This window comes from Enterobacter cloacae complex sp. ECC445, from assembly GCF_021892025.1.
GTDB classification, from domain to species: domain Bacteria; phylum Pseudomonadota; class Gammaproteobacteria; order Enterobacterales; family Enterobacteriaceae; genus Enterobacter; species Enterobacter chengduensis.
This window is the reverse complement of record NZ_JAKLRZ010000008.1, coordinates 174570-193042: the sequence shown is the minus strand read 5'-3', so window position 1 is coordinate 193042 and position 18473 is coordinate 174570. Positions and strand designations below refer to the sequence as shown.

Sequence of the window (18473 nt, the reverse complement as noted above, 5' to 3'; positions counted from 1 at the left end):
GAGCCCGGCGCATCCGGGCTCCGTTTCATTTACCCGATTACACGTCTTTAACGCGGCAGGTCAGCATGAGCGTCACTACGGAGAGCGCCGCAATCATCCAGTAGACCGCGCCGTGCCCGTAGCTTTGCGCCAGCGCCCCCTGAATCACCCCCGCCAGAATCACCCCGGTTGAAATGCTGTTGGTAAAAAGCGTGGTCGCCGAGCCTGCACGGCCGGGCATAAGATCCTGAAACCAGAGCATGCCGATCCCGGCAACAATCCCAATAAACACGGCGTTAAACAGCTGCAGCGCCAGCAACGCTTCACGCGAATGGAAAAGGATCAGCCCCGCGTAGAACAGCACCCCGGCCGCTACGGCGACGATCATCATCCGACGCTTTCCGAAGCGTTTAACGTAGTATCCCGCCAGAATCATGGCCGGAATTTCCAGCCCGGCAGCGGTCCCCATTAAGATCCCCGCGAGCCTGTCCGGCAGACCGAGATCGCTGCTGATCCACAGCGGCATATCGATGATGTACATGGTGTTGCAGGTCCACATCAGCGTGGAGGCGATAAACAGCATGCGGACGTTTTTGTCCTGCCAGCCGCTCGCTTGCGTTATCGGTTTATCCGTCGTCTGCTCCACCCGCGCCACGGACGGTAACGCAAAGGCAATCAGCACCAGGCTAATGGCAAAAATGGCCGCGGCGATAGAGAACATCGCGGTAAAGCCGTAGTTTAACGCCAGCATGAAGGCCAGCGGCGGACCAATAACCCACGCCAGCGAGAGCTGGGCACGCATCACCGAGCTGAACATCACCACTTCCCGCGCCGAGCTATCCGCATATTCCCTCGCCAGCGCGAAAAGCTGTGGCATAGCGGTATTCGCCAGCGACGCCAGCAGCACGCCGCAGGTAATCAGCGTCAGATAATGACGGTTGAACGCAAAGAGCAGCGCGTTACCCACGGCCATCGCGCAGCAAAAGAGGATCAGCTTACGGCGATCGCCCCGGCTGTCCGATCGTTTCGCCAGCGCGAGGCTGACCAGGATCCCGGCAATGGCGTTGACGGTATAGAACAGCCCGACCCAGAACGGCTGTGCCCCCACCTCGCGGCTGAGAAACAGGCTCAGCGTCGGCGCCTGCAGCGCCCCCGCCACGCCCATCATAAAGGCCACCAGCATAAAAGCGGCGTACACTCCGTTCAGGCGTCGCCCCATCGTCATCAACCAGAGCATGCGCAAGTCCTTGTGAAAGCGAATCGTAATCGGGTGAAAGAATAAACGAAAAAAGCCAGCAAAAACATTTTGCTGGCGGGTGATAAGCACCAATACTCAGTCACACATGATCGAGGCGAGTTAGCGGGAAGAGGTCGGCGTTGTAACGTCCCACTGCATCAATTCTTCTAACGTTTTCAGCCGCTGTTCTGCACACTGACGGGCCAGCCAGGACGATCCCTTTGTCGCTGAAAAGTACTGCTGATAAAACTGACGTGCGGTAGACCTCTTCATAATTTACCTCCTCGCTTCATCGAGAAGAATTATTGGCCTAATATAGGGATTAATAAATTGCTGGTTTTTTGTCAGGAGTTCCCCTTTTATGCCTTCCGGTCGTCTGCAACAACAGTTTATCCGCCTCTGGCAGTGCTGCGAGGGGCAATCGCAGGAGACCACGCTCAACGAGCTGGCCGACCTGCTTAGCTGTTCCCGCCGCCATATGCGCACGCTGCTCAACACCATGCAGCAGCAGGGCTGGTTAAGCTGGGAAGCGGAAGCGGGACGCGGCAAACGCTCGCGCCTGACCTTTCTCTACACCGGGCTGGCGTTGCAGCAGCAGCGCGCGGAAGACCTGCTCGAGCAGGATCGCATCGATCAGCTGGTCCAGCTGGTGGGCGACAAGGCCGCCGTGCGTCAGATGCTGGTTTCGCATCTCGGGCGCAGCTTTCGTCAGGGCCGACACATCCTGCGGGTGCTCTACTATCGCCCCATGAAAAATCTGCTGCCCGGCACGGCGTTACGCCGCTCGGAAACCCACATGGCCAGGCAAATCTTCAACGGCCTGACGCGCATAAATGAGGAAAACGGGGAACTGGAAGCGGATATCGCGCACCACTGGCAGCAGCTTTCTCCGCTTCACTGGCGGTTCTTCCTGCGCCCCGGCATCCACTTTCACCACGGCCGCGAGCTGGAAATACACGACGTCATCGCCTCTCTGGAGCGCGCCCGTCGGCTACCGCTCTACTCGCACATTTCCCGTATCCACTCCCCCACGGCATGGACGCTGGATATTGAGCTGTCGCAGCAGGACAAGTGGCTTCCCTGGCTGCTGGGCTATGTGCCGTCGATGATCATGCCTGCCGAGTGGGAATCGCTGAACAACTTTGCCAGCCTGCCGATTGGCACCGGGCCCTACTCCGTGTCCCGCAATAACAGCAACCAGCTAAAAATCCGCGCCTTCGATGACTACTTTGGCTATCGGGCGCTGATCGACGAGGTGAACGTCTGGGTATTGCCGGATCTCAATGAAGACCTGAGCTGCGGGCTGACGCTGGAAGGCCCCACTGCGGGAGAAAAGGCGGTGGAAAGCCGTCTGGAGGAGGGATGCTACTACCTGCTGTTTGATAGCCGCACCCACCGCGGGGCAAACCAGGCCGTTCGTCAGTGGGTCAGCCACGTGTTGTCCCCCTCCAATCTGATCTACCATGCGGAAGAGCAGTACCAGACATACTGGTTCCCGGCGTACGGCCTGCTTCCGCGCTGGCACCACGCCCGCCCGGCGCACTGCGTCAAGCCTGCCGGGCTGGAGTCCATCACCCTCACCTACTACCGCGAGCACGTGGAGCATCGTTTTATCGCCGGGATCATGACCCGACTGCTGGCCGCAGAAGGGGTCACGCTGGAGGTCAAAGAAGTGGACTATGACGAATGGCACCGGGGGGAGATCGTCAGCGATATCTGGTTAAACAGCGCCAACTTCACCCTGCCGCTCGATTTCTCGCTCTTTTCGCACCTGTATGAGGTCCCGCTGATCCAGCACTGCATCACGCGCGACTGGCAGCAGGACGCCGAACGGTGGCGCGCTGGCGACATGAACCTTGCCGCGTGGTGCAAGGCGCTGCTTGAGGAACAGGCGATCGTCCCGTTGATCCACCACTGGCTGATGATCCAGGGCCAGCGCAGTATGCGCGGCCTGCGGATGAACACCCTGGGCTGGTTTGATTTTAAATCCGCCTGGTTTGCGCCGCCGGAGCCATAACGCTTTCGTAATATTCACCAAATCATTACAATAGCGCCGTTCTCAACGGGGTGCTGCATCACAGATGTGCGCTGAGATAATACCCGTCGAACCTGATCCGGATAACGCCGGCGAAGGGATTTGAGGCTGTTGCTCAAAATCCTTTGCCACTCAACTTTGAGGTGCAAAGTGTTAAAAAAAGTTCTCCCCCTGCTGGCGCTGTTTGCGCTGCCTGCTTTCGCGAAGCCCGTTCTGACGGTCTACACCTACGACTCTTTCTCTGCCGACTGGGGCCCTGGCCCGGTGGTCAAAAAAGCCTTTGAAGCTGACTGCAACTGCGAGCTGAAGTTCGTGGCGCTGGAAGATGGCGTGTCGTTGCTCAACCGTCTGCGCATGGAAGGAAAAAACAGCAAGGCCGACGTGGTGCTCGGGCTCGATAACAACCTGCTGGAGGCCGCCTCGCAAACCAAACTGTTTGCCAAAAGCGGCGTCGCGGCAGAGGCCGTTAACGTGCCGGGCGGCTGGAAAAATGACACCTTTGTGCCGTTCGACTACGGCTACTTTGCGTTTGTCTACGATAAAAACAAGCTGAAAAATCCGCCGAAGAGCCTGAAAGAGCTGGTGGAGAGCGACCAAAAATGGCGCGTGATTTATGAAGATCCGCGCACCAGCACGCCTGGGCTGGGCCTGCTGCTGTGGATGCAAAAGGTTTATGGGGATAAAGCGCCACAGGCGTGGCAGAAGCTGGCCGCCAAAACCGTGACCGTGACCAAAGGCTGGAGCGAAGCCTACGGCCTGTTCCTGAAAGGCGAAAGCGACCTGGTGCTGAGCTACACCACCTCTCCGGCCTACCACATTATCGCCGAGAAGAAAGATAACTACGCCGCCGCGAATTTTGCTGAAGGGCACTACATGCAGGTAGAGGTCGCTGCGCGTACCGCCGCCAGCAAACAGCCGGAGCTGGCCGAGAAGTTCCTGAAGTTTATGGTTTCACCGGCGTTCCAGAATGCGATTCCCGCAGGCAACTGGATGTATCCGGTCACTAACGTTGCGCTGCCGGCCGGTTTCGAGCAGTTAACCAAACCACAAACCTCGCTGGAGTTTACGCCGCAGCAGGTCGCCGCGCACCGAGCAGCATGGGTAAGTGAATGGCAACGCGCCGTCAGCCGCTGATTCCCGGCTGGCTACTTCCCGGGCTGCTCGCCGCCGTTGTGATGGTGGCGGTCAGTCTGGGGGCCTTTCTTGCCCTGTGGTTTAACGCGCCAGAGAGCGACCTGCTCGCCCTCTGGCACGACAGCTACCTCTGGCACGTGATCCGTTTCTCCTTCTGGCAGGCGTTTCTTTCAGCCCTGCTGTCAGTCATCCCGGCCATTTTTCTTGCACGCGCGCTGTACCGGCGGCGCTTCCCCGGCAGGCAGGCGCTGCTGCGCCTGTGTGCCATGACGCTGATCCTGCCGGTGCTGGTGGCCGTATTTGGTATTCTGAGCGTTTACGGTCGCCAGGGCTGGCTGGCGTCGCTGTTCGGCCAGCTTGGTCTGGAGTGGACCTTCTCTCCTTACGGACTGCAGGGCATTCTGCTCGCGCACGTCTTCTTCAATATGCCGATGGCGACGCGCCTCTTTTTGCAGGCGCTGGAAAACATTCCCGGCGAGCAGCGCCAGATTGCCGCCCAGCTCGGCATGCGCGGCGTGTCGTTCTTCCGCTTTGTCGAATGGCCGTGGCTGCGCCGACAGATCCCGTCCGTGGCGGCGTTAATCTTTATGCTCTGCTTTGCCAGCTTTGCCACCGTGCTGTCACTCGGCGGCGGGCCGCAGGCCACCACCATCGAGCTGGCGATTTACCAGGCGCTGAGTTACGACTACGATCCGGGCCGCGCCGCGCTGCTGGCGATGGTGCAAATGGCGTGCTGCCTTGCGCTGGTGCTTCTGAGCCAGCGGCTGAGCAAAGCCATTCCCCCCGGCAGCAATCAAATAACCGGCTGGCGCGACCCGCAGGACAGCCTGCACAGCCGCGTCTCCGATTTTGTCCTGATCGCGCTGGCGCTTCTGCTTCTGCTGCCGCCGCTGTTGGCCGTTATCGCTGACGGGCTGAACCTCAATCTTATGTCCGTCCTGCAACAGCCCGTCCTCTGGCAGGCCACCTGGACCTCGCTGCGCATCGCGCTGGCTGCCGGATTATTGTGCGTCATCCTGACCATGATGCTGCTGTGGAGCAGCCGTGAGCTCTACGCTCGCCGGGCGCAAAAGGCCGGACAGATAATGGAACTGACGGGCATGCTGATACTGGCGATGCCGGGGATCGTGCTGGCGACTGGCTTCTTCCTGCTGTTCAACAGCACCGTCGGCCTGCCGGAACGCGCCGACGGCATCGTTATCTTTACCAACGCCTTAATGGCCATCCCTTACGCGCTCAAGGTGCTGGAAAACCCGATGCGCGACGTCAACAGCCGCTACGGTTTGCTGTGTCAGTCGCTGGGCATGCAGGGCTGGCAGCGGCTGAAGGTGGTCGAACTGCGCGCGCTTAAACGTCCGCTGGCGCAGGCGCTGGCGTTTGCCTGCGTGCTCTCCATTGGAGATTTTGGGGTCGTGGCGCTGTTCGGCAACGACGATTTCCGCACGCTCCCCTACTGGCTCTATCAGCAAATCGGCTCTTATCGCAGTCAGGACGGCGCGGTGACCGCGCTGTTGCTTCTGCTGCTGTGCTTTGCCTTATTTACCGTTATCGAAAAACTTCCGGGGCGTGATGTTAAAACTGACTGATGTAACCTGGCTTTATCAGCATCTGCCGATGCGCTTCACGCTCTCCGTGCGTCAGGGAGAGAGGGTTGCGGTGCTTGGCCCAAGCGGCGCGGGAAAAAGCACGCTGCTTAATCTGGTTGCGGGTTTTCTGCAGCCGGCAAGCGGCTCGATCGCCATCGATAATCGGGATCATACCCATACGCCGCCTGCAAAACGTCCTGTCTCCATGCTGTTTCAGGAAAACAATCTGTTTACCCACCTGACGGTGCGGCAAAACATCGCCCTGGGGATGCATCCGGGGCTGAGGCTGAACGGCGCCCAGCGCCATAAGCTGGAGGAGATTGCCGCGCAGATGGGGATCGCCGGGTTTATCGACAGGCTGCCGGGCGAGCTTTCCGGCGGCCAGCGTCAGCGCGTGGCGCTGGCGCGTTGTCTGGTGCGCGAGCAGCCGATACTGCTGCTGGATGAGCCGTTCTCGGCGCTCGACCCGGCGCTGCGCCAGGAGATGCTGGCGCTGGTGCAGGACGTCTGCCAGCGCCAGCAGCTGACGATGCTGATGGTATCGCACAGTATCGAAGATGCCGCGCGGATTGCCCCAAGATCGGTGGTCATTGCCGAAGGGCGAATCGCGTGGGATGGGATGACGGAAGAACTTCTGAGTGGTAAAGCGGGGGCGTCTTCACTGTTGGGCATTCGTGCCGTCTGATGCCCTCACCCTAGCCCTCTCCCACAGGGAGAGGGTAAAAACATTAAAAACGGCAACTCTGGTTGCCGTTTTGCTTTTACCTTGTGCGGTCTGATGCCCTCACCCTGGCCCTCTCCCACAGGGAGAGGGAAAACACATTAACGGCTCACCACCTTCAACAGGATTTCACCGTACACCGGCATCAGAGGATGGCGAATTAGCGCGACCAGCGCCATCACCGCAACGCCCAGCGTCAGCGGGGCCAGCCACAAAAGACGAGTGCGCGGAAGATAGCGCGTCAGGCGATCGACGCTGGCTTTGGCGCTGCGCCACAGCCGCCAGCACAGCCACGCGGCCAGCCACAGCAGCAGCGCGGTGCCCAGCAGCAGCCACTTAAACTCACCACTTTGCATGCCGTCAGGAATATCGATAGCCGCGCCGGCCAGGATCCCCGGCAGGAAGTAGAACGGCGGCCAGAAGACGCAGCCGATGATGTTCGGCACCACAAATTTTGCGACGGGCAGATCCAGCATTCCGGCAACCATCGGCACCAGCGGACGCGTTGGCCCGACAAAGCGGCCCACGAGGATGGTAAACATGCTGTGCTGATGCAGCGCATGCTCGGTTTTATCCAGCAAGGCTTTGTTCTTTTTCATGAACGACCAGCGGTGCAGCGGCTTCTTAAAGCGCCAGCCCAGCCAGAAGGAGATCCAGTCGCCCAGCAGGCAGCCGATAATCCCGGCCAGCCACGCCTGCCAGAAATTGACCTCGCCGCTGCCAATCAGCGCGCCAAGACCCGCCATCATCACGGTGCCGGGCAGGATTAACCCTACGAGCGCCAGCGATTCCAGAAACGCCACCAGCGCCACGGCGATGAGCGAGTACATAACGGACTGGGTAATAAAGTGTTCCAGCAATGCCTGCATAACTATTCCGGTCAGAAAACGAATCAGCGATTCTGCTTAGCGCCCCGCACCGCGTCAAGGCAACAATTGTCTGAATAGTTTACAGGTTGCTTTCCGGGTTCACCTGTTTGTTTATCTTTTTTTACCGTTTATTCACATCCCGCGCGGAATTCACTCGGGCTGGCGCCGGTGCATTTTTTAAATACGCGAGAAAAATAGAGCTGATCCTCAAAGCCCACGTTGCGCCCCACGGTGGCAATCGGCATTCGGGTGGTGCTGAGCAGCAGCTTCGCCTGGCTGATGCGCTGATCCTCGCGCCAGCTCAACACGCTGACGCCCAGCTGCTGGCGGAACAGATGCGACAGCCGCGACGGCGACAGGCACACGTGCTGGGCAACGCTGGCAATATCAAACTGGCTGTCGGCCAGGTGGTCGCTGATGTACTGGCAGGCGTCGCGCACGCGGTTATCCAGCGGGGGATTAAGCGACTCGTTAATGGCCTCCATCCGTCGCAGCAGCAGCTGTTCAAGCAGGTTGATTGCCAGCAGCTCAGCGTAGCGACCACCGGCCTGCCCCGCTTCAATTATCTGTGCGAACAGCTCACGGAACTGTGCCAGATGTACCTCATCCGGGCGATAAAATCCGGTGTGCGCAAAAATAGCAGGCCACGTAAGCCACTCCTGCCAGTAGGCGCGCGGACGGAAATAGACCCACTGGTGATACCACTCTTTGGCATCCGGATGACGGCCATAGTGATGGATCTCTCCCGGCGGGAACAGCAGGATATCGCCGGGGCGGCAGACGAACTGCTGGTCGCCATTCTTGATAATTCCCTCGCCGCGCACGGTCAGGTTGAGGATATACCCTTTCATGCCGAGCGGTCGGTCGACGTAAAAATCGAGGTATCCCTCAGCCTCGATAGGGGTCAGTCCCGCCACAAGGTGCGCGTTAAACGAGTATCCCGGCAGCAGGGGATCGTTTTGCGTTTCGGCCATATATGCAGTTCTCCCAAGGGTCCTGAAGGAAACCAATTGTCCATATCGCTAAAAGCAGCTTAAAAATGGCCCGCGAAACGCTCCAAAAAGCATCATGCCGCTTTTACGTCCGCCATGTTTCAGCCTTTCCTCCTGATTTCTCCGCCAGAGCAGGCAGATAAGCAGTAACAAAAGTGTCTATAAGTGCGGCAGAAATGTCCACATTGAATATTTGCACGGCGTCACACTTTCCGTTGTAACAGCAATTTAGTCCATAAGATTAGCGGATCCTGCCTGACGACTTTTGCCCCCAGTCTCTAATGTTCTTGCATACCTGTTTTTTGATGGAGCAACACCATGGCAATTGCGATTGGCCTCGATTTTGGCAGCGACTCGGTTCGCGCGCTGGCAGTGGACTGTACGACTGGCCAGGAGATAGCAACCAGCGTTGAGTGGTACCCGCGCTGGCAAGAGGGGCGCTACTGCGATGCGCCTAACAACCAGTTCCGCCACCACCCGCGTGACTATATTGAGTCGATGGAAGCGGCGATCAAAACCGTCCTGGCTGAACTGACTGACGCCCAGCGGGCGGAGATTGTCGGGATTGGCGTCGACAGCACCGGCTCCACGCCTGCCCCGGTGGATGCCGAAGGCCGCGTGCTGGCGCTGCGCCCGGAATTCGCCGACAACCCGAACGCCATGTTCGTGCTGTGGAAAGACCATACCGCCGTGGAAGAGGCCGAGGCCATCACCCGCCTGTGCCATCAGCCGGGCAAAACAGACTACTCGCGCTACATCGGCGGGATCTACTCCAGCGAGTGGTTCTGGGCCAAGATCCTTCACGTCACCCGTGCCGACGCCTCCGTCGCGCAGGCTGCGGCATCGTGGATTGAGCTGTGCGACTGGGTGCCCGCCCTGCTCTCCGGCACTACCCGTCCGCAGGACATCCGCCGCGGTCGCTGCAGCGCCGGGCATAAATCCCTGTGGCATGAAAGCTGGGGCGGCCTGCCGCCTGCCGCGTTCTTCGATGAGCTCGACCCGATTATCAACAAGAGCCTGACCTACCCGCTGTTTACCGACACCTTCACCGCCGATATTCCGGTGGGCACGCTCTGCGAAGAGTGGGCAAAACGCCTCGGCCTGCCGCAGAACGTGGCGATCTCCGGCGGTGCCTTTGACTGCCACATGGGCGCCGTCGGCGCGGGCGCACAGCCCAACACGCTGGTCAAAGTCATCGGGACGTCAACCTGCGACATCCTGACGGCCGATAAAGCCACCGTCGGCGACCGCGCGGTGAAAGGCATCTGCGGCCAGGTTGACGGCAGCGTGGTGCCGGACTTCATCGGTCTGGAAGCCGGCCAGTCCGCGTTTGGCGATATCTACGCCTGGTTTGGCCGCGTGCTGGGCTGGCCGCTGGACCAGCTGGCGGCCGCGCATCCTGAACTGAAAACCCAGATCGCCGAGAGCAAAAAGCAGCTTCTGCCGCAGCTCACGGAAGCCTGGGCAAAAAATCCGTCTCTCGATCATCTTCCGGTGGTGCTTGACTGGTTCAACGGCCGCCGCACGCCGTTTGCCAACCAGCGCCTGAAAGGGGTCATTACCGATCTCAACCTCGCGACCGACGCACCGGCGCTGTTCGGTGGCCTGATTGCCGCCACCGCCTTCGGCGCGCGCGCCATTATGGAGTGCTTCACCGAGCAGGGCATCGACGTGAATAACGTGATGGCGCTGGGCGGCATCGCCCGTAAAAACCCGGTCATCATGCAGGCCTGCTGCGACGTGCTGAACCGTCCGCTGCAGATTGTGGCGTCCGATCAGTGCTGCGCCCTGGGCGCGGCGATTTTCGCCGCCGTGGCCGCAGGCGTCCATGCGGATATCCCGACCGCGCAGCAGCGTATGGCGAGCGCCGTCGAAAACACGCTCCAGCCGCGCGTCCAGCAGGCGCAACGCTTTGAACAGCTTTATCAGCGCTACCAGCAGTGGGCAAAAAGCGCCGAACTTCACTATCTCCCTGTCGCCGCCCCGGCCAAAAGCACCGCGGACACTACGGCAACCCTGACCCATTAAGGACACGATGATGACCATTTTTAATAACTATGAAGTGTGGTTTGTGATTGGCAGCCAGCATCTGTACGGACCGGAAGCGCTGCAGCAGGTGACGAAACACGCGGAGCACGTCGTTAACGCACTGAACGCGGAGGCCAAACTGCCGTGCAAGCTGGTGCTGAAACCGCTGGGCACGACGCCGGACGAAATCACCCACATCTGCCGCGACGCCAACTACGACGACAAATGCGCCGGTCTGGTGGTGTGGCTGCACACCTTCTCACCGGCCAAAATGTGGATCAACGGCCTTTCTATCCTCAACAAACCGCTGCTGCAGTTCCATACCCAGTTCAACGCCTCCCTGCCGTGGGATAGCATCGATATGGACTTCATGAACCTGAACCAGACCGCGCACGGCGGCCGCGAGTTCGGCTTTATCGGCGCGCGCATGCGTCAGCAGCACGCGGTGGTCACCGGCCACTGGCAGGATGGTAAAGCGCAACAGCGTATCGGCTCGTGGATGCGTCAGGCGGTATCGAAACAGGATACTCGCCACCTGAAAGTGGTGCGTTTTGGCGACAACATGCGTGAAGTGGCGGTCACCGACGGCGACAAAGTGGCCGCGCAGATCAAGTTCGGCTTCTCCGTCAATACCTGGGCGGTGGGCGACCTGGTGCAGGTGGTCAATGAAATCAGCGATGGCGACGTAAGCGCGCTGGTGGACGAGTACGAAAGCAGCTACCGCCTGACGCCTGCGGCACAAATCAACGGCGACAAGCGCCAGAACGTGCTGGACGCGGCGCGCATTGAGCTGGGCATGAAGCGCTTCCTGGAACAGGGCGGCTTCCACGCCTTCACCACCACCTTTGAAGACCTCCACGGTCTGAAACAGCTGCCGGGTCTGGCGGTACAACGTCTGATGCAGAAGGGCTACGGCTTTGCGGGCGAAGGCGACTGGAAAACTGCCGCTCTGCTTCGCATCATGAAGGTGATGTCGACCGGTCTGCAGGGCGGCACCTCCTTTATGGAGGACTACACCTACCACTTCGAAAACGGCAATGACCTGGTGCTCGGCTCGCACATGCTGGAAGTGTGCCCGTCGATCGCCGTGGAAGAGAAACCGATCCTTGACGTGCAGTATCTCGGCATCGGCGGTAAAGCCGATCCGGCGCGTCTGATCTTCAACACCCGCACGGGCCCGGCCATCAACGCCAGCCTGATCGATCTGGGCGATCGTTTCCGCCTGCTGGTGAACTGCGTCGATGCAGTTGAAACGCCGCACTCCCTGCCGAAACTGCCGGTCGCCAACGCCCTGTGGAAAGCACAGCCTGACCTGCCAACCGCGTCAGAAGCCTGGATCCTGGCCGGTGGCGCACACCATACCGTCTTCAGCCACGCGCTGGATCTGAACGACATGCGCCAGTTCGCCGAGCTGCACGATATCGAACTGACCGTGATTGATAACGACACCCGCCTGCCCGCGTTCAAAGACGCGCTGCGCTGGAACGAAGTCTATTACGGTTCAAAACGCTAAGCCCTGAATGCCCGGTGGCACTGCGTTTACCGGGCCTACAAAACCGTAGGCCGGGTAAGCGAAGCGCCACCCGGCAAGGAGAACGTAATGCTCGAAGTTTTGAAGCAGCAGGTGCTTGACGCCAATCTGGCGCTGCCGAAACATAACCTGGTGACCCTGACCTGGGGCAACGTTAGCGCCGTTGACCGCGAAAAAGGCGTGTTCGTGATCAAGCCTTCCGGCGTGGATTACGCGGTGATGACGGCGGACGATATGGTGGTGGTCAGCATCGCGACGGGTGAAGTGGTGGAAGGGAACAAAAAGCCGTCGTCCGACACGCCTACCCACCGTCTGCTGTATCAGTCATTCCCGACCATCGGCGGCATTGTGCATACCCATTCGCGCCATGCGACCATCTGGGCGCAGGCGGGCCAGTCCATCCCGGCCACGGGTACCACCCACGCGGATTACTTCTACGGCACCATTCCCTGCACGCGCCTGATGACCGACGCCGAAATCAACGGCGAGTACGAGTGGGAAACCGGTAACGTGATTGTCGAAACCTTTGAGAAACAGGGTATCGACGCGGCGCAAATGCCCGGCGTGCTGGTGCACTCCCACGGGCCGTTTGCCTGGGGTAAAAACGCGGAAGACGCGGTACATAACGCCATCGTGCTGGAAGAGGTTGCCTATATGGGGATCTTCTGTCGCCAGCTGGCGCCGCAGCTGCCGGACATGCAGCAAACCCTGCTGGATAAGCACTACCTTCGCAAGCATGGGGCAAAGGCGTATTACGGGCAGTAGCAGTAATCCTTACCCCTCACCCTAACCCTCTCCCCAAAGGGGAGAGGGGATCGAACGGAGTCGTATTTCCCCCTCGCCCCTTTGGGGAGAGGGCCGGGGTGAGGGGAAACTACGCGCAATAACTGTATAAAACCCCAGCAAACCCACCTTAACCAGGCTATAATCAGGCCTGGTTTTGTTTTATGGGATAACGGCGTGACGCAGGCGCAAGAAGGCTTTTTACTGACCCGACACTGGCGGGATACGCCTCAGGGCACCGAGGTTGCGTTCTGGCTGGCGACGGACAGCGGCCCGCTGCACGTGACGCTGCCGCCGCAGGAGTCCGTGGCGTTTATCCCTGAAGCGCACGTCGAAAAAGTCAAACAGCTGCTGCGCGGCGAAAACGGCTGGCGCATAACGCCCCTTGAGCTGAAAGATTTCCACCGCCAGCCGGTTTACGGCCTCTACTGCCGCGCCCATCGTCAGCTGATGCGCTATGAAAAACTGCTGCGCGAGGCGGGCGTAACGCTCTACGAAGCCGATATCCGCCCACCGGAACGCTTCCTGATGGAGCGGTTTATCACCGCGCCGGTCTGGGTCGACGGCTGCGCGCATAACGGCAGCCTCGTTAACGCGCGCCTGAAGCCGAATCCGCACTATCGTCCACCGCTGAAGTGGGTCTCCCTGGATATTGAAACCACCCGCCACGGCGAGCTGTACTGCATTGGCCTGGAAGGCTGCGGCGATCGGGTTGTCTACATGCTCGGGCCGCCGAACGGCGATGCCTCCGCGCTGGATTTCCGGCTTGAGTACGTCAACAGCCGCCCGCAGCTGCTGGAGAAGCTTAACCAGTGGTTTGCCGACTACGATCCCGACGTCCTGATTGGCTGGAACGTGGTGCAGTTCGACCTGCGCGTGCTGCAAAAGCACGCCGAGCGCTACCGCATTCCGCTGATGCTCGGGCGCGGAAACAGCGAGCTGGAATGGCGCGAACACGGCTTCAAGAACGGCGTCTTCTTCGCCCAGGCCAATGGCCGCCTGATTATCGACGGCATCGAGGCGCTGAAATCCGCCTTCTGGAACTTCTCGTCATTCTCCCTCGAAGCAGTCGCGCAGGAGCTGCTTGGCGAAGGCAAATCCATCGACAATCCCTGGGACAGAATGGACGAGATCGACCGGCGCTTTAACCAGGATAAGCCCGCGCTCGCCATCTATAACCTGAAAGACTGCGAGCTGGTCACGCAGATATTCCACAAAACCGAGATTATGCCGTTCCTGCTGGAGCGCGCGACGGTGAACGGCCTCGCGGTTGACAGGCACGGCGGCTCCGTGGCGGCCTTTAGCCACCTCTATTTTCCGCGAATGCACCGGGCAGGCTACGTCGCCCCCAACCTCGGGGACGTGCCGCCGCAGGCGAGCCCCGGCGGCTACGTCATGGATTCGCAACCGGGGTTATACGACTCCGTTCTGGTGCTGGACTACAAAAGCCTGTACCCGTCGATTATCCGCACCTTCCTGATCGATCCCGTCGGGCTGGTTGAGGGCATGGCTGAGCCGGATGATGAGCACAGCACCGAAGGCTTTCTCGGCGCACGCTTCTCGCGGAAAAAACACTGCCTGCCTGACATTGTGGGCAACATCTGGAACGGCCGCGACGAGGCCAAGCGCCACGGCAACAAGCCGCTCTCGCAGGCGCTGAAAATCATCATGAATGCGTTTTATGGGGTGTTGGGCACCAGCGCCTGCCGCTTCTTTGACCCGCGCCTCGCCTCCTCGATCACCATGCGCGGGCACGAGATTATGCGCCAGACCAAAGCGCTGATTGAATCCCGGGGCTATGACGTCATCTACGGCGACACGGACTCCACTTTTGTCTGGCTTAAGGGCGCGCATTCAGAAGACGACGCCGCGCAAATCGGCAAAACGCTGGTCGCCTTCGTGAACGACTGGTGGCAGACACATTTGCAAAAAGAGCGGTTAACCAGCGCCCTGGAACTGGAATTTGAAACCTATTTCGCCCGCTTTTTAATGCCCACCATTCGCGGTACCGATCAGGGCAGCAAGAAGCGCTACGCCGGGCTGATTCAGGAAGGCGACGCGCAGCGGATGGTCTTTAAAGGGCTGGAGACGGTTCGCACCGACTGGACGCCCCTGGCGCAGCAGTTCCAGCAAACGCTTTACCTGCGGGTGTTCCGCAATGAGCCTTATCAGGACTACGTTCGCGAGACGATAGCCAGCCTGATGGCGGGCGAACTCGATAACCAGCTGGTCTACCGCAAGCGCCTGCGCCGTCCGCTGGCGGAGTATCAGCGCAACGTTCCTCCGCACGTGCGCGCCGCGCGCCTGGCGGATGAAGAGAACGTGAAGCGCGGCCGCGCGCCGCAGTACCAGAACCGGGGAACCATCAAATACGTCTGGACCACCAACGGCCCGGAACCCGTGGATTATCAGCACTCACCGCTCGATTATGAACACTATTTGACGCGTCAGCTTCAGCCGGTCGCCGACGGAATTTTGCCCTTCATTGACGACGACTTTGCTACACTAGTGACAGGGCAACTTGGCCTATTTTGACGCGTGACGAAATGGCTGCCATCCAGTACCATAGCGCCCTTTCCATTCCCGGACCCATTTTTCGATGACCGTCTTTTTTGACGGGGGTCGAACTATTGCCTGCAATTAAAGATTAGAGCCGAACAACTATGCCTTTTACACTTGGTCAACGCTGGATCAGCGATACAGAAAGCGAACTTGGATTAGGAACCGTCGTAGCAATCGATACGCGCATGGTTACCCTCCTCTTCCCTGCCACCGGTGAAAACCGCCTGTACGCTCGCAATGACTCCCCTGTAACCCGCGTGATGTTTAATCCGGGTGACACCGTGACCAGCCATGACGGCTGGCAGCTCAAGATTGAAGACGTAAAAGAAGAGAATGGACTGCTCGCCTATATCGGCACCCGTCTGGACACCGACGAGGCCAATGTCATCCTGCGTGAAGTGCTGCTCGACAGCAAGCTGGTGTTCAGCAAGCCGCAGGACCGCCTGTTTGCCGGGCAAATCGACCGTATGGATCGTTTCTCGCTGCGCTATCGCGCGCGCAAGTTCCAGAGTGAACAGTACCGCATGCCGTGGAGCGGCCTGCGCGGTCAGCGCACCAGCCTGATCCCACACCAGCTGAACATCGCCCATGACGTGGGCCGCCGCCACGCGCCGCGCGTGCTGCTGGCCGATGAGGTCGGCCTGGGTAAAACCATCGAAGCGGGCATGATCCTGCATCAACAGCTGCTTTCCGGCGCCGCCGAGCGCGTGCTGATTGTGGTGCCAGAAACCCTGCAGCACCAGTGGCTGGTCGAGATGCTCCGCCGCTTCAACCTGCGCTTCTCCCTGTTTGACGACGAACGCTATGCCGAAGCGCAGCACGACGCCGACAACCCGTTTGAAACCGAACAGCTGGTCATTTGTTCCCTGGACTTCGTGCGCCGCAGCAAGCAGCGTCTTGAGCACCTGTGCGATGCCGAGTGGGACATTATGGTCGTTGACGAAGCGCACCACCTGGTCTGGAGCGAAGACGCGCCAAGCCGCGAATACCTGGCGATCGAGCAGCTTGCCGAGCACGTCCCGGGCGTCCTGCTGCTGACCGCAACGCCGGAGCAGCTGGGCCTCGAAAGCCACTTCGCCCGCCTGCGCCTGCTCGATCCAAACCGTTTCCACGACTTCGCGCAGTTTGTGGAAGAACAGAATAACTACCGTCCGGTCGCGGATGCCGTCGCCATGCTGCTGGCGGGCAAGCGTCTCTCTAATGACGAACTCAACACCCTGAGCGAGCTGATCGGCGAGCAGGATATCGAGCCGCTGTTACAGGCCGCAAACAGCGACAGCGACAACGCGGGATCCGCGCGTAAAGAGCTGATCGAGATGCTGATGGACCGCCACGGCACCAGCCGCGTGCTGTTCCGCAACACCCGCAACGGCGTGAAAGGTTTCCCGAAACGCGAGCTGCACACCATCAAGCTGCCGCTGCCGACGCAGTATCAGACGGCAATCAAGGTCTCCGGCATTATGGGTGCGCGCAAAACCCAGGAAGAGCGCGCCCGCGACATGCTCTATCCGGAACAAATCTACCAGGAGTTTGAAGGCGATACCGGTACGTGGTGGAACTTCGACCCGCGCGTGGAGTGGCTGATGGGCTACCTGACCGCACACCGCTCCCAGAAGGTGCTGGTGATCTGCGCCAAAGCGGCCACCGCGCTGCAGCTGGAGCAGGTTCTGCGCGAGCGTGAAGGTATTCGCGCCGCCGTGTTCCACGAAGGCATGTCCATCGTCGAACGCGACCGCGCCGCGGCGTGGTTCGCGGAAGAGGACAGCGGCGCACAGGTTCTGCTGTGCTCGGAAATCGGCTCTGAAGGCCGTAACTTCCAGTTCGCCAGCAACCTGGTGATGTTTGACCTGCCGTTTAACCCGGATCTGCTGGAGCAGCGTATCGGTCGTCTGGACCGTATCGGCCAGGCGCATGATATTCAGATCCACGTGCCGTATCTGGAAAAAACCGCCCAGTCCGTGCTGGTGCGCTGGTTCCACGAAGGTCTGGACGCGTTTGAACATACCTGCCCGACGGGCCGCACCATTTACGACCAGGTGCATGGGGATCTGATCGGCTACCTGGTCGCGCCGGAAAACGTGGAAGGGTTTGATGAGCTGATCAAATCCTGCCGCGAGAAGCACGACGCGCTGAAAGCGCAGCTGGAGCAGGGCCGCGACCGCCTGCTGGAAATTCACTCCAACGGCGGTGAAAAAGCCCAGGCGCTGGCCGAGAGCATTGAAGAGCAGGACGATGACACCAGCCTGATTAGCTTCTCCATGAACCTGTTCGACATCGTCGGGATTAACCAGGACGACCGCGGCGAGAACCTGATTGTTCTGACCCCGTCCGATCACATGCTGGTGCCGGATTTTCCGGGCCTGCCGGAAGATGGCTGCACCATCACCTTCGAGCGTGACGTGGCGCTGTCCCGCGAAGATGCGCAGTTCATCACCTGGGAACACCCGCTGATCCGCAACGGCCTGGATCTGATCCTCTCCGGCGATACCGGCAGCAGCACCATTTCCCTGTTGAAAAACAAGGCGCTGCCGGTGGGCACGCTGCTGGTGGAGCTGATTTACGTGGTGGAAGCGCAGGCGCCGAAACAGCTGCAGCTTACCCGCTTCCTGCCGCCAACGCCGGTGCGTCTGCTGCTGGATAAAAACGGCACTAACCTCGCGGGGCAGGTTGAATTTGAAAGCTTCAACCGACAGCTGAGCGCGGTAAACCGCCATACGGGCAGCAAGCTGGTGAACGCGGTACAGCAGGACGTGCACGCCATTCTGCAGTTGGGCGAAACCCAGATTGAGAAGGCGGCCAGAGCGCTGATTGACGCCGCGCGCAGCGAAGCCGACGAGAAACTGTCTGCCGAGCTGTCCCGTCTGGAAGCGCTAAAAGCCGTCAACCCGAACATCCGTGACGACGAGCTGACGGCGATTGAAAGCAACCGTCAGCAGGTGCTGGAAAGCCTGAATCAGGCAAGCTGGCGTCTGGATGCCCTGCGTCTTATCGTTGTGACGCATCAGTAAACGGAGCG

Annotated in this window: 13 protein-coding genes and 1 riboswitch; of the genes, 9 read left to right on the top strand and 4 right to left on the bottom strand. The window is 59.9% G+C overall.

Annotated features, from left to right (window positions below; translation table 11 throughout):
• Positions 1-37 precede the first annotated feature (37 nt).
• Positions 38-1216 carry a sugar efflux transporter gene (locus tag L6R44_RS10130; RefSeq protein ID WP_237424055.1) on the bottom strand — a complete coding sequence of 393 codons (1179 nt, stop codon included), beginning with the start codon at positions 1214-1216 and terminating at the stop codon, positions 38-40.
• A 120-nt stretch (positions 1217-1336) separates the two neighbouring features.
• A complete protein-coding gene (sgrT, locus tag L6R44_RS10125; protein ID WP_032644049.1) occupies positions 1337-1489 on the bottom strand; it encodes a glucose uptake inhibitor SgrT in 153 nt (50 codons plus the stop codon).
• 88 nt (positions 1490-1577) lie between these two features.
• Between sgrT and sgrR the strand changes: the two genes are divergently transcribed.
• From sgrR to thiQ, 4 genes are all read left to right on the top strand, one after another.
• A complete protein-coding gene (gene sgrR / locus L6R44_RS10120; RefSeq protein ID WP_237424054.1) occupies positions 1578-3233 on the top strand; it encodes an HTH-type transcriptional regulator SgrR in 1656 nt (551 codons plus the stop codon).
• Between the two features lie 36 nt (positions 3234-3269).
• A riboswitch (TPP riboswitch) is annotated at positions 3270-3370 on the top strand.
• A gap of 31 nt (positions 3371-3401) precedes the next feature.
• On the top strand, positions 3402-4385 hold the full coding sequence (gene thiB / locus L6R44_RS10115) for a thiamine ABC transporter substrate binding subunit (protein ID WP_237424053.1): 984 nt from the start codon (positions 3402-3404) through the stop codon (positions 4383-4385).
• Complete coding sequence (gene thiP, locus L6R44_RS10110) at positions 4361-5971, top strand: thiamine/thiamine pyrophosphate ABC transporter permease ThiP (RefSeq protein ID WP_237424052.1); 1611 nt, start codon at positions 4361-4363, stop codon at positions 5969-5971. The genes thiB and thiP overlap by 25 nt, the downstream gene beginning before the upstream one ends.
• Positions 5955-6656 (top strand): thiamine ABC transporter ATP-binding protein ThiQ, encoded by a 702-nt coding sequence (gene thiQ, locus L6R44_RS10105; protein ID WP_237424051.1) that lies wholly within the window; start codon positions 5955-5957, stop codon positions 6654-6656. The genes thiP and thiQ overlap by 17 nt, the downstream gene beginning before the upstream one ends.
• Positions 6657-6793: 137 nt before the next feature.
• On the opposite strand, the gene L6R44_RS10100 is transcribed toward thiQ, so the two are convergent.
• Positions 6794-7561 carry a DedA family protein gene (locus L6R44_RS10100; protein ID WP_237424050.1) on the bottom strand — a complete coding sequence of 256 codons (768 nt, stop codon included), beginning with the start codon at positions 7559-7561 and terminating at the stop codon, positions 6794-6796.
• Positions 7562-7689: 128 nt separating this feature from the next.
• Positions 7690-8535 (bottom strand): arabinose operon transcriptional regulator AraC, encoded by an 846-nt coding sequence (araC, locus tag L6R44_RS10095; RefSeq protein WP_237424049.1) that lies wholly within the window; start codon positions 8533-8535, stop codon positions 7690-7692.
• A 336-nt stretch (positions 8536-8871) separates the two neighbouring features.
• On the opposite strand from araC, the gene araB reads away from it, so the two are divergent.
• The 5 genes from araB (at position 8872) to rapA (ending at position 18465) form a co-directional block, all read left to right on the top strand.
• On the top strand, positions 8872-10581 hold the full coding sequence (gene araB / locus L6R44_RS10090; protein ID WP_237424048.1) for a ribulokinase: 1710 nt from the start codon (positions 8872-8874) through the stop codon (positions 10579-10581).
• A 10-nt stretch (positions 10582-10591) separates the two neighbouring features.
• Positions 10592-12094 (top strand): L-arabinose isomerase, encoded by a 1503-nt coding sequence (gene araA / locus L6R44_RS10085; protein WP_237424085.1) that lies wholly within the window; start codon positions 10592-10594, stop codon positions 12092-12094.
• Between the two features lie 87 nt (positions 12095-12181).
• Complete coding sequence (gene araD, locus L6R44_RS10080; RefSeq protein ID WP_237424047.1) at positions 12182-12877, top strand: L-ribulose-5-phosphate 4-epimerase; 696 nt, start codon at positions 12182-12184, stop codon at positions 12875-12877.
• Between the two features lie 195 nt (positions 12878-13072).
• Positions 13073-15430 carry a DNA polymerase II gene (gene polB / locus L6R44_RS10075; protein WP_237424046.1) on the top strand — a complete coding sequence of 786 codons (2358 nt, stop codon included), beginning with the start codon at positions 13073-13075 and terminating at the stop codon, positions 15428-15430.
• Between the two features lie 128 nt (positions 15431-15558).
• Positions 15559-18465: an RNA polymerase-associated protein RapA gene (gene rapA, locus L6R44_RS10070; protein WP_237424045.1), complete on the top strand. Its 2907-nt coding sequence runs from the start codon at positions 15559-15561 to the stop codon at positions 18463-18465.
• The last annotated feature ends 8 nt before the right edge of the window (positions 18466-18473 follow it).

What these genes read in the sequence shown, in the direction of transcription:
- L6R44_RS10130 (WP_237424055.1), bottom strand. Translation starts at nt 1,216, where the DNA reads ATGCTCTGGTTGATGACGATGGGGCGACGCCTGAACGGAGTGTACGCC.
- sgrT (WP_032644049.1), bottom strand. Translation starts at nt 1,489, where the DNA reads ATGAAGAGGTCTACCGCACGTCAGTTTTATCAGCAGTACTTTTCAGCG.
- sgrR (WP_237424054.1), top strand. Translation starts at nt 1,578, where the DNA reads ATGCCTTCCGGTCGTCTGCAACAACAGTTTATCCGCCTCTGGCAGTGC.
- thiP (WP_237424052.1), top strand. Translation starts at nt 4,361, where the DNA reads ATGGCAACGCGCCGTCAGCCGCTGATTCCCGGCTGGCTACTTCCCGGG.
- thiQ (WP_237424051.1), top strand. Translation starts at nt 5,955, where the DNA reads ATGTTAAAACTGACTGATGTAACCTGGCTTTATCAGCATCTGCCGATG.
- L6R44_RS10100 (WP_237424050.1), bottom strand. Translation starts at nt 7,561, where the DNA reads ATGCAGGCATTGCTGGAACACTTTATTACCCAGTCCGTTATGTACTCG.
- araC (WP_237424049.1), bottom strand. Translation starts at nt 8,535, where the DNA reads ATGGCCGAAACGCAAAACGATCCCCTGCTGCCGGGATACTCGTTTAAC.
- araB (WP_237424048.1), top strand. Translation starts at nt 8,872, where the DNA reads ATGGCAATTGCGATTGGCCTCGATTTTGGCAGCGACTCGGTTCGCGCG.
- araA (WP_237424085.1), top strand. Translation starts at nt 10,592, where the DNA reads ATGACCATTTTTAATAACTATGAAGTGTGGTTTGTGATTGGCAGCCAG.
- araD (WP_237424047.1), top strand. Translation starts at nt 12,182, where the DNA reads ATGCTCGAAGTTTTGAAGCAGCAGGTGCTTGACGCCAATCTGGCGCTG.
- rapA (WP_237424045.1), top strand. Translation starts at nt 15,559, where the DNA reads ATGCCTTTTACACTTGGTCAACGCTGGATCAGCGATACAGAAAGCGAA.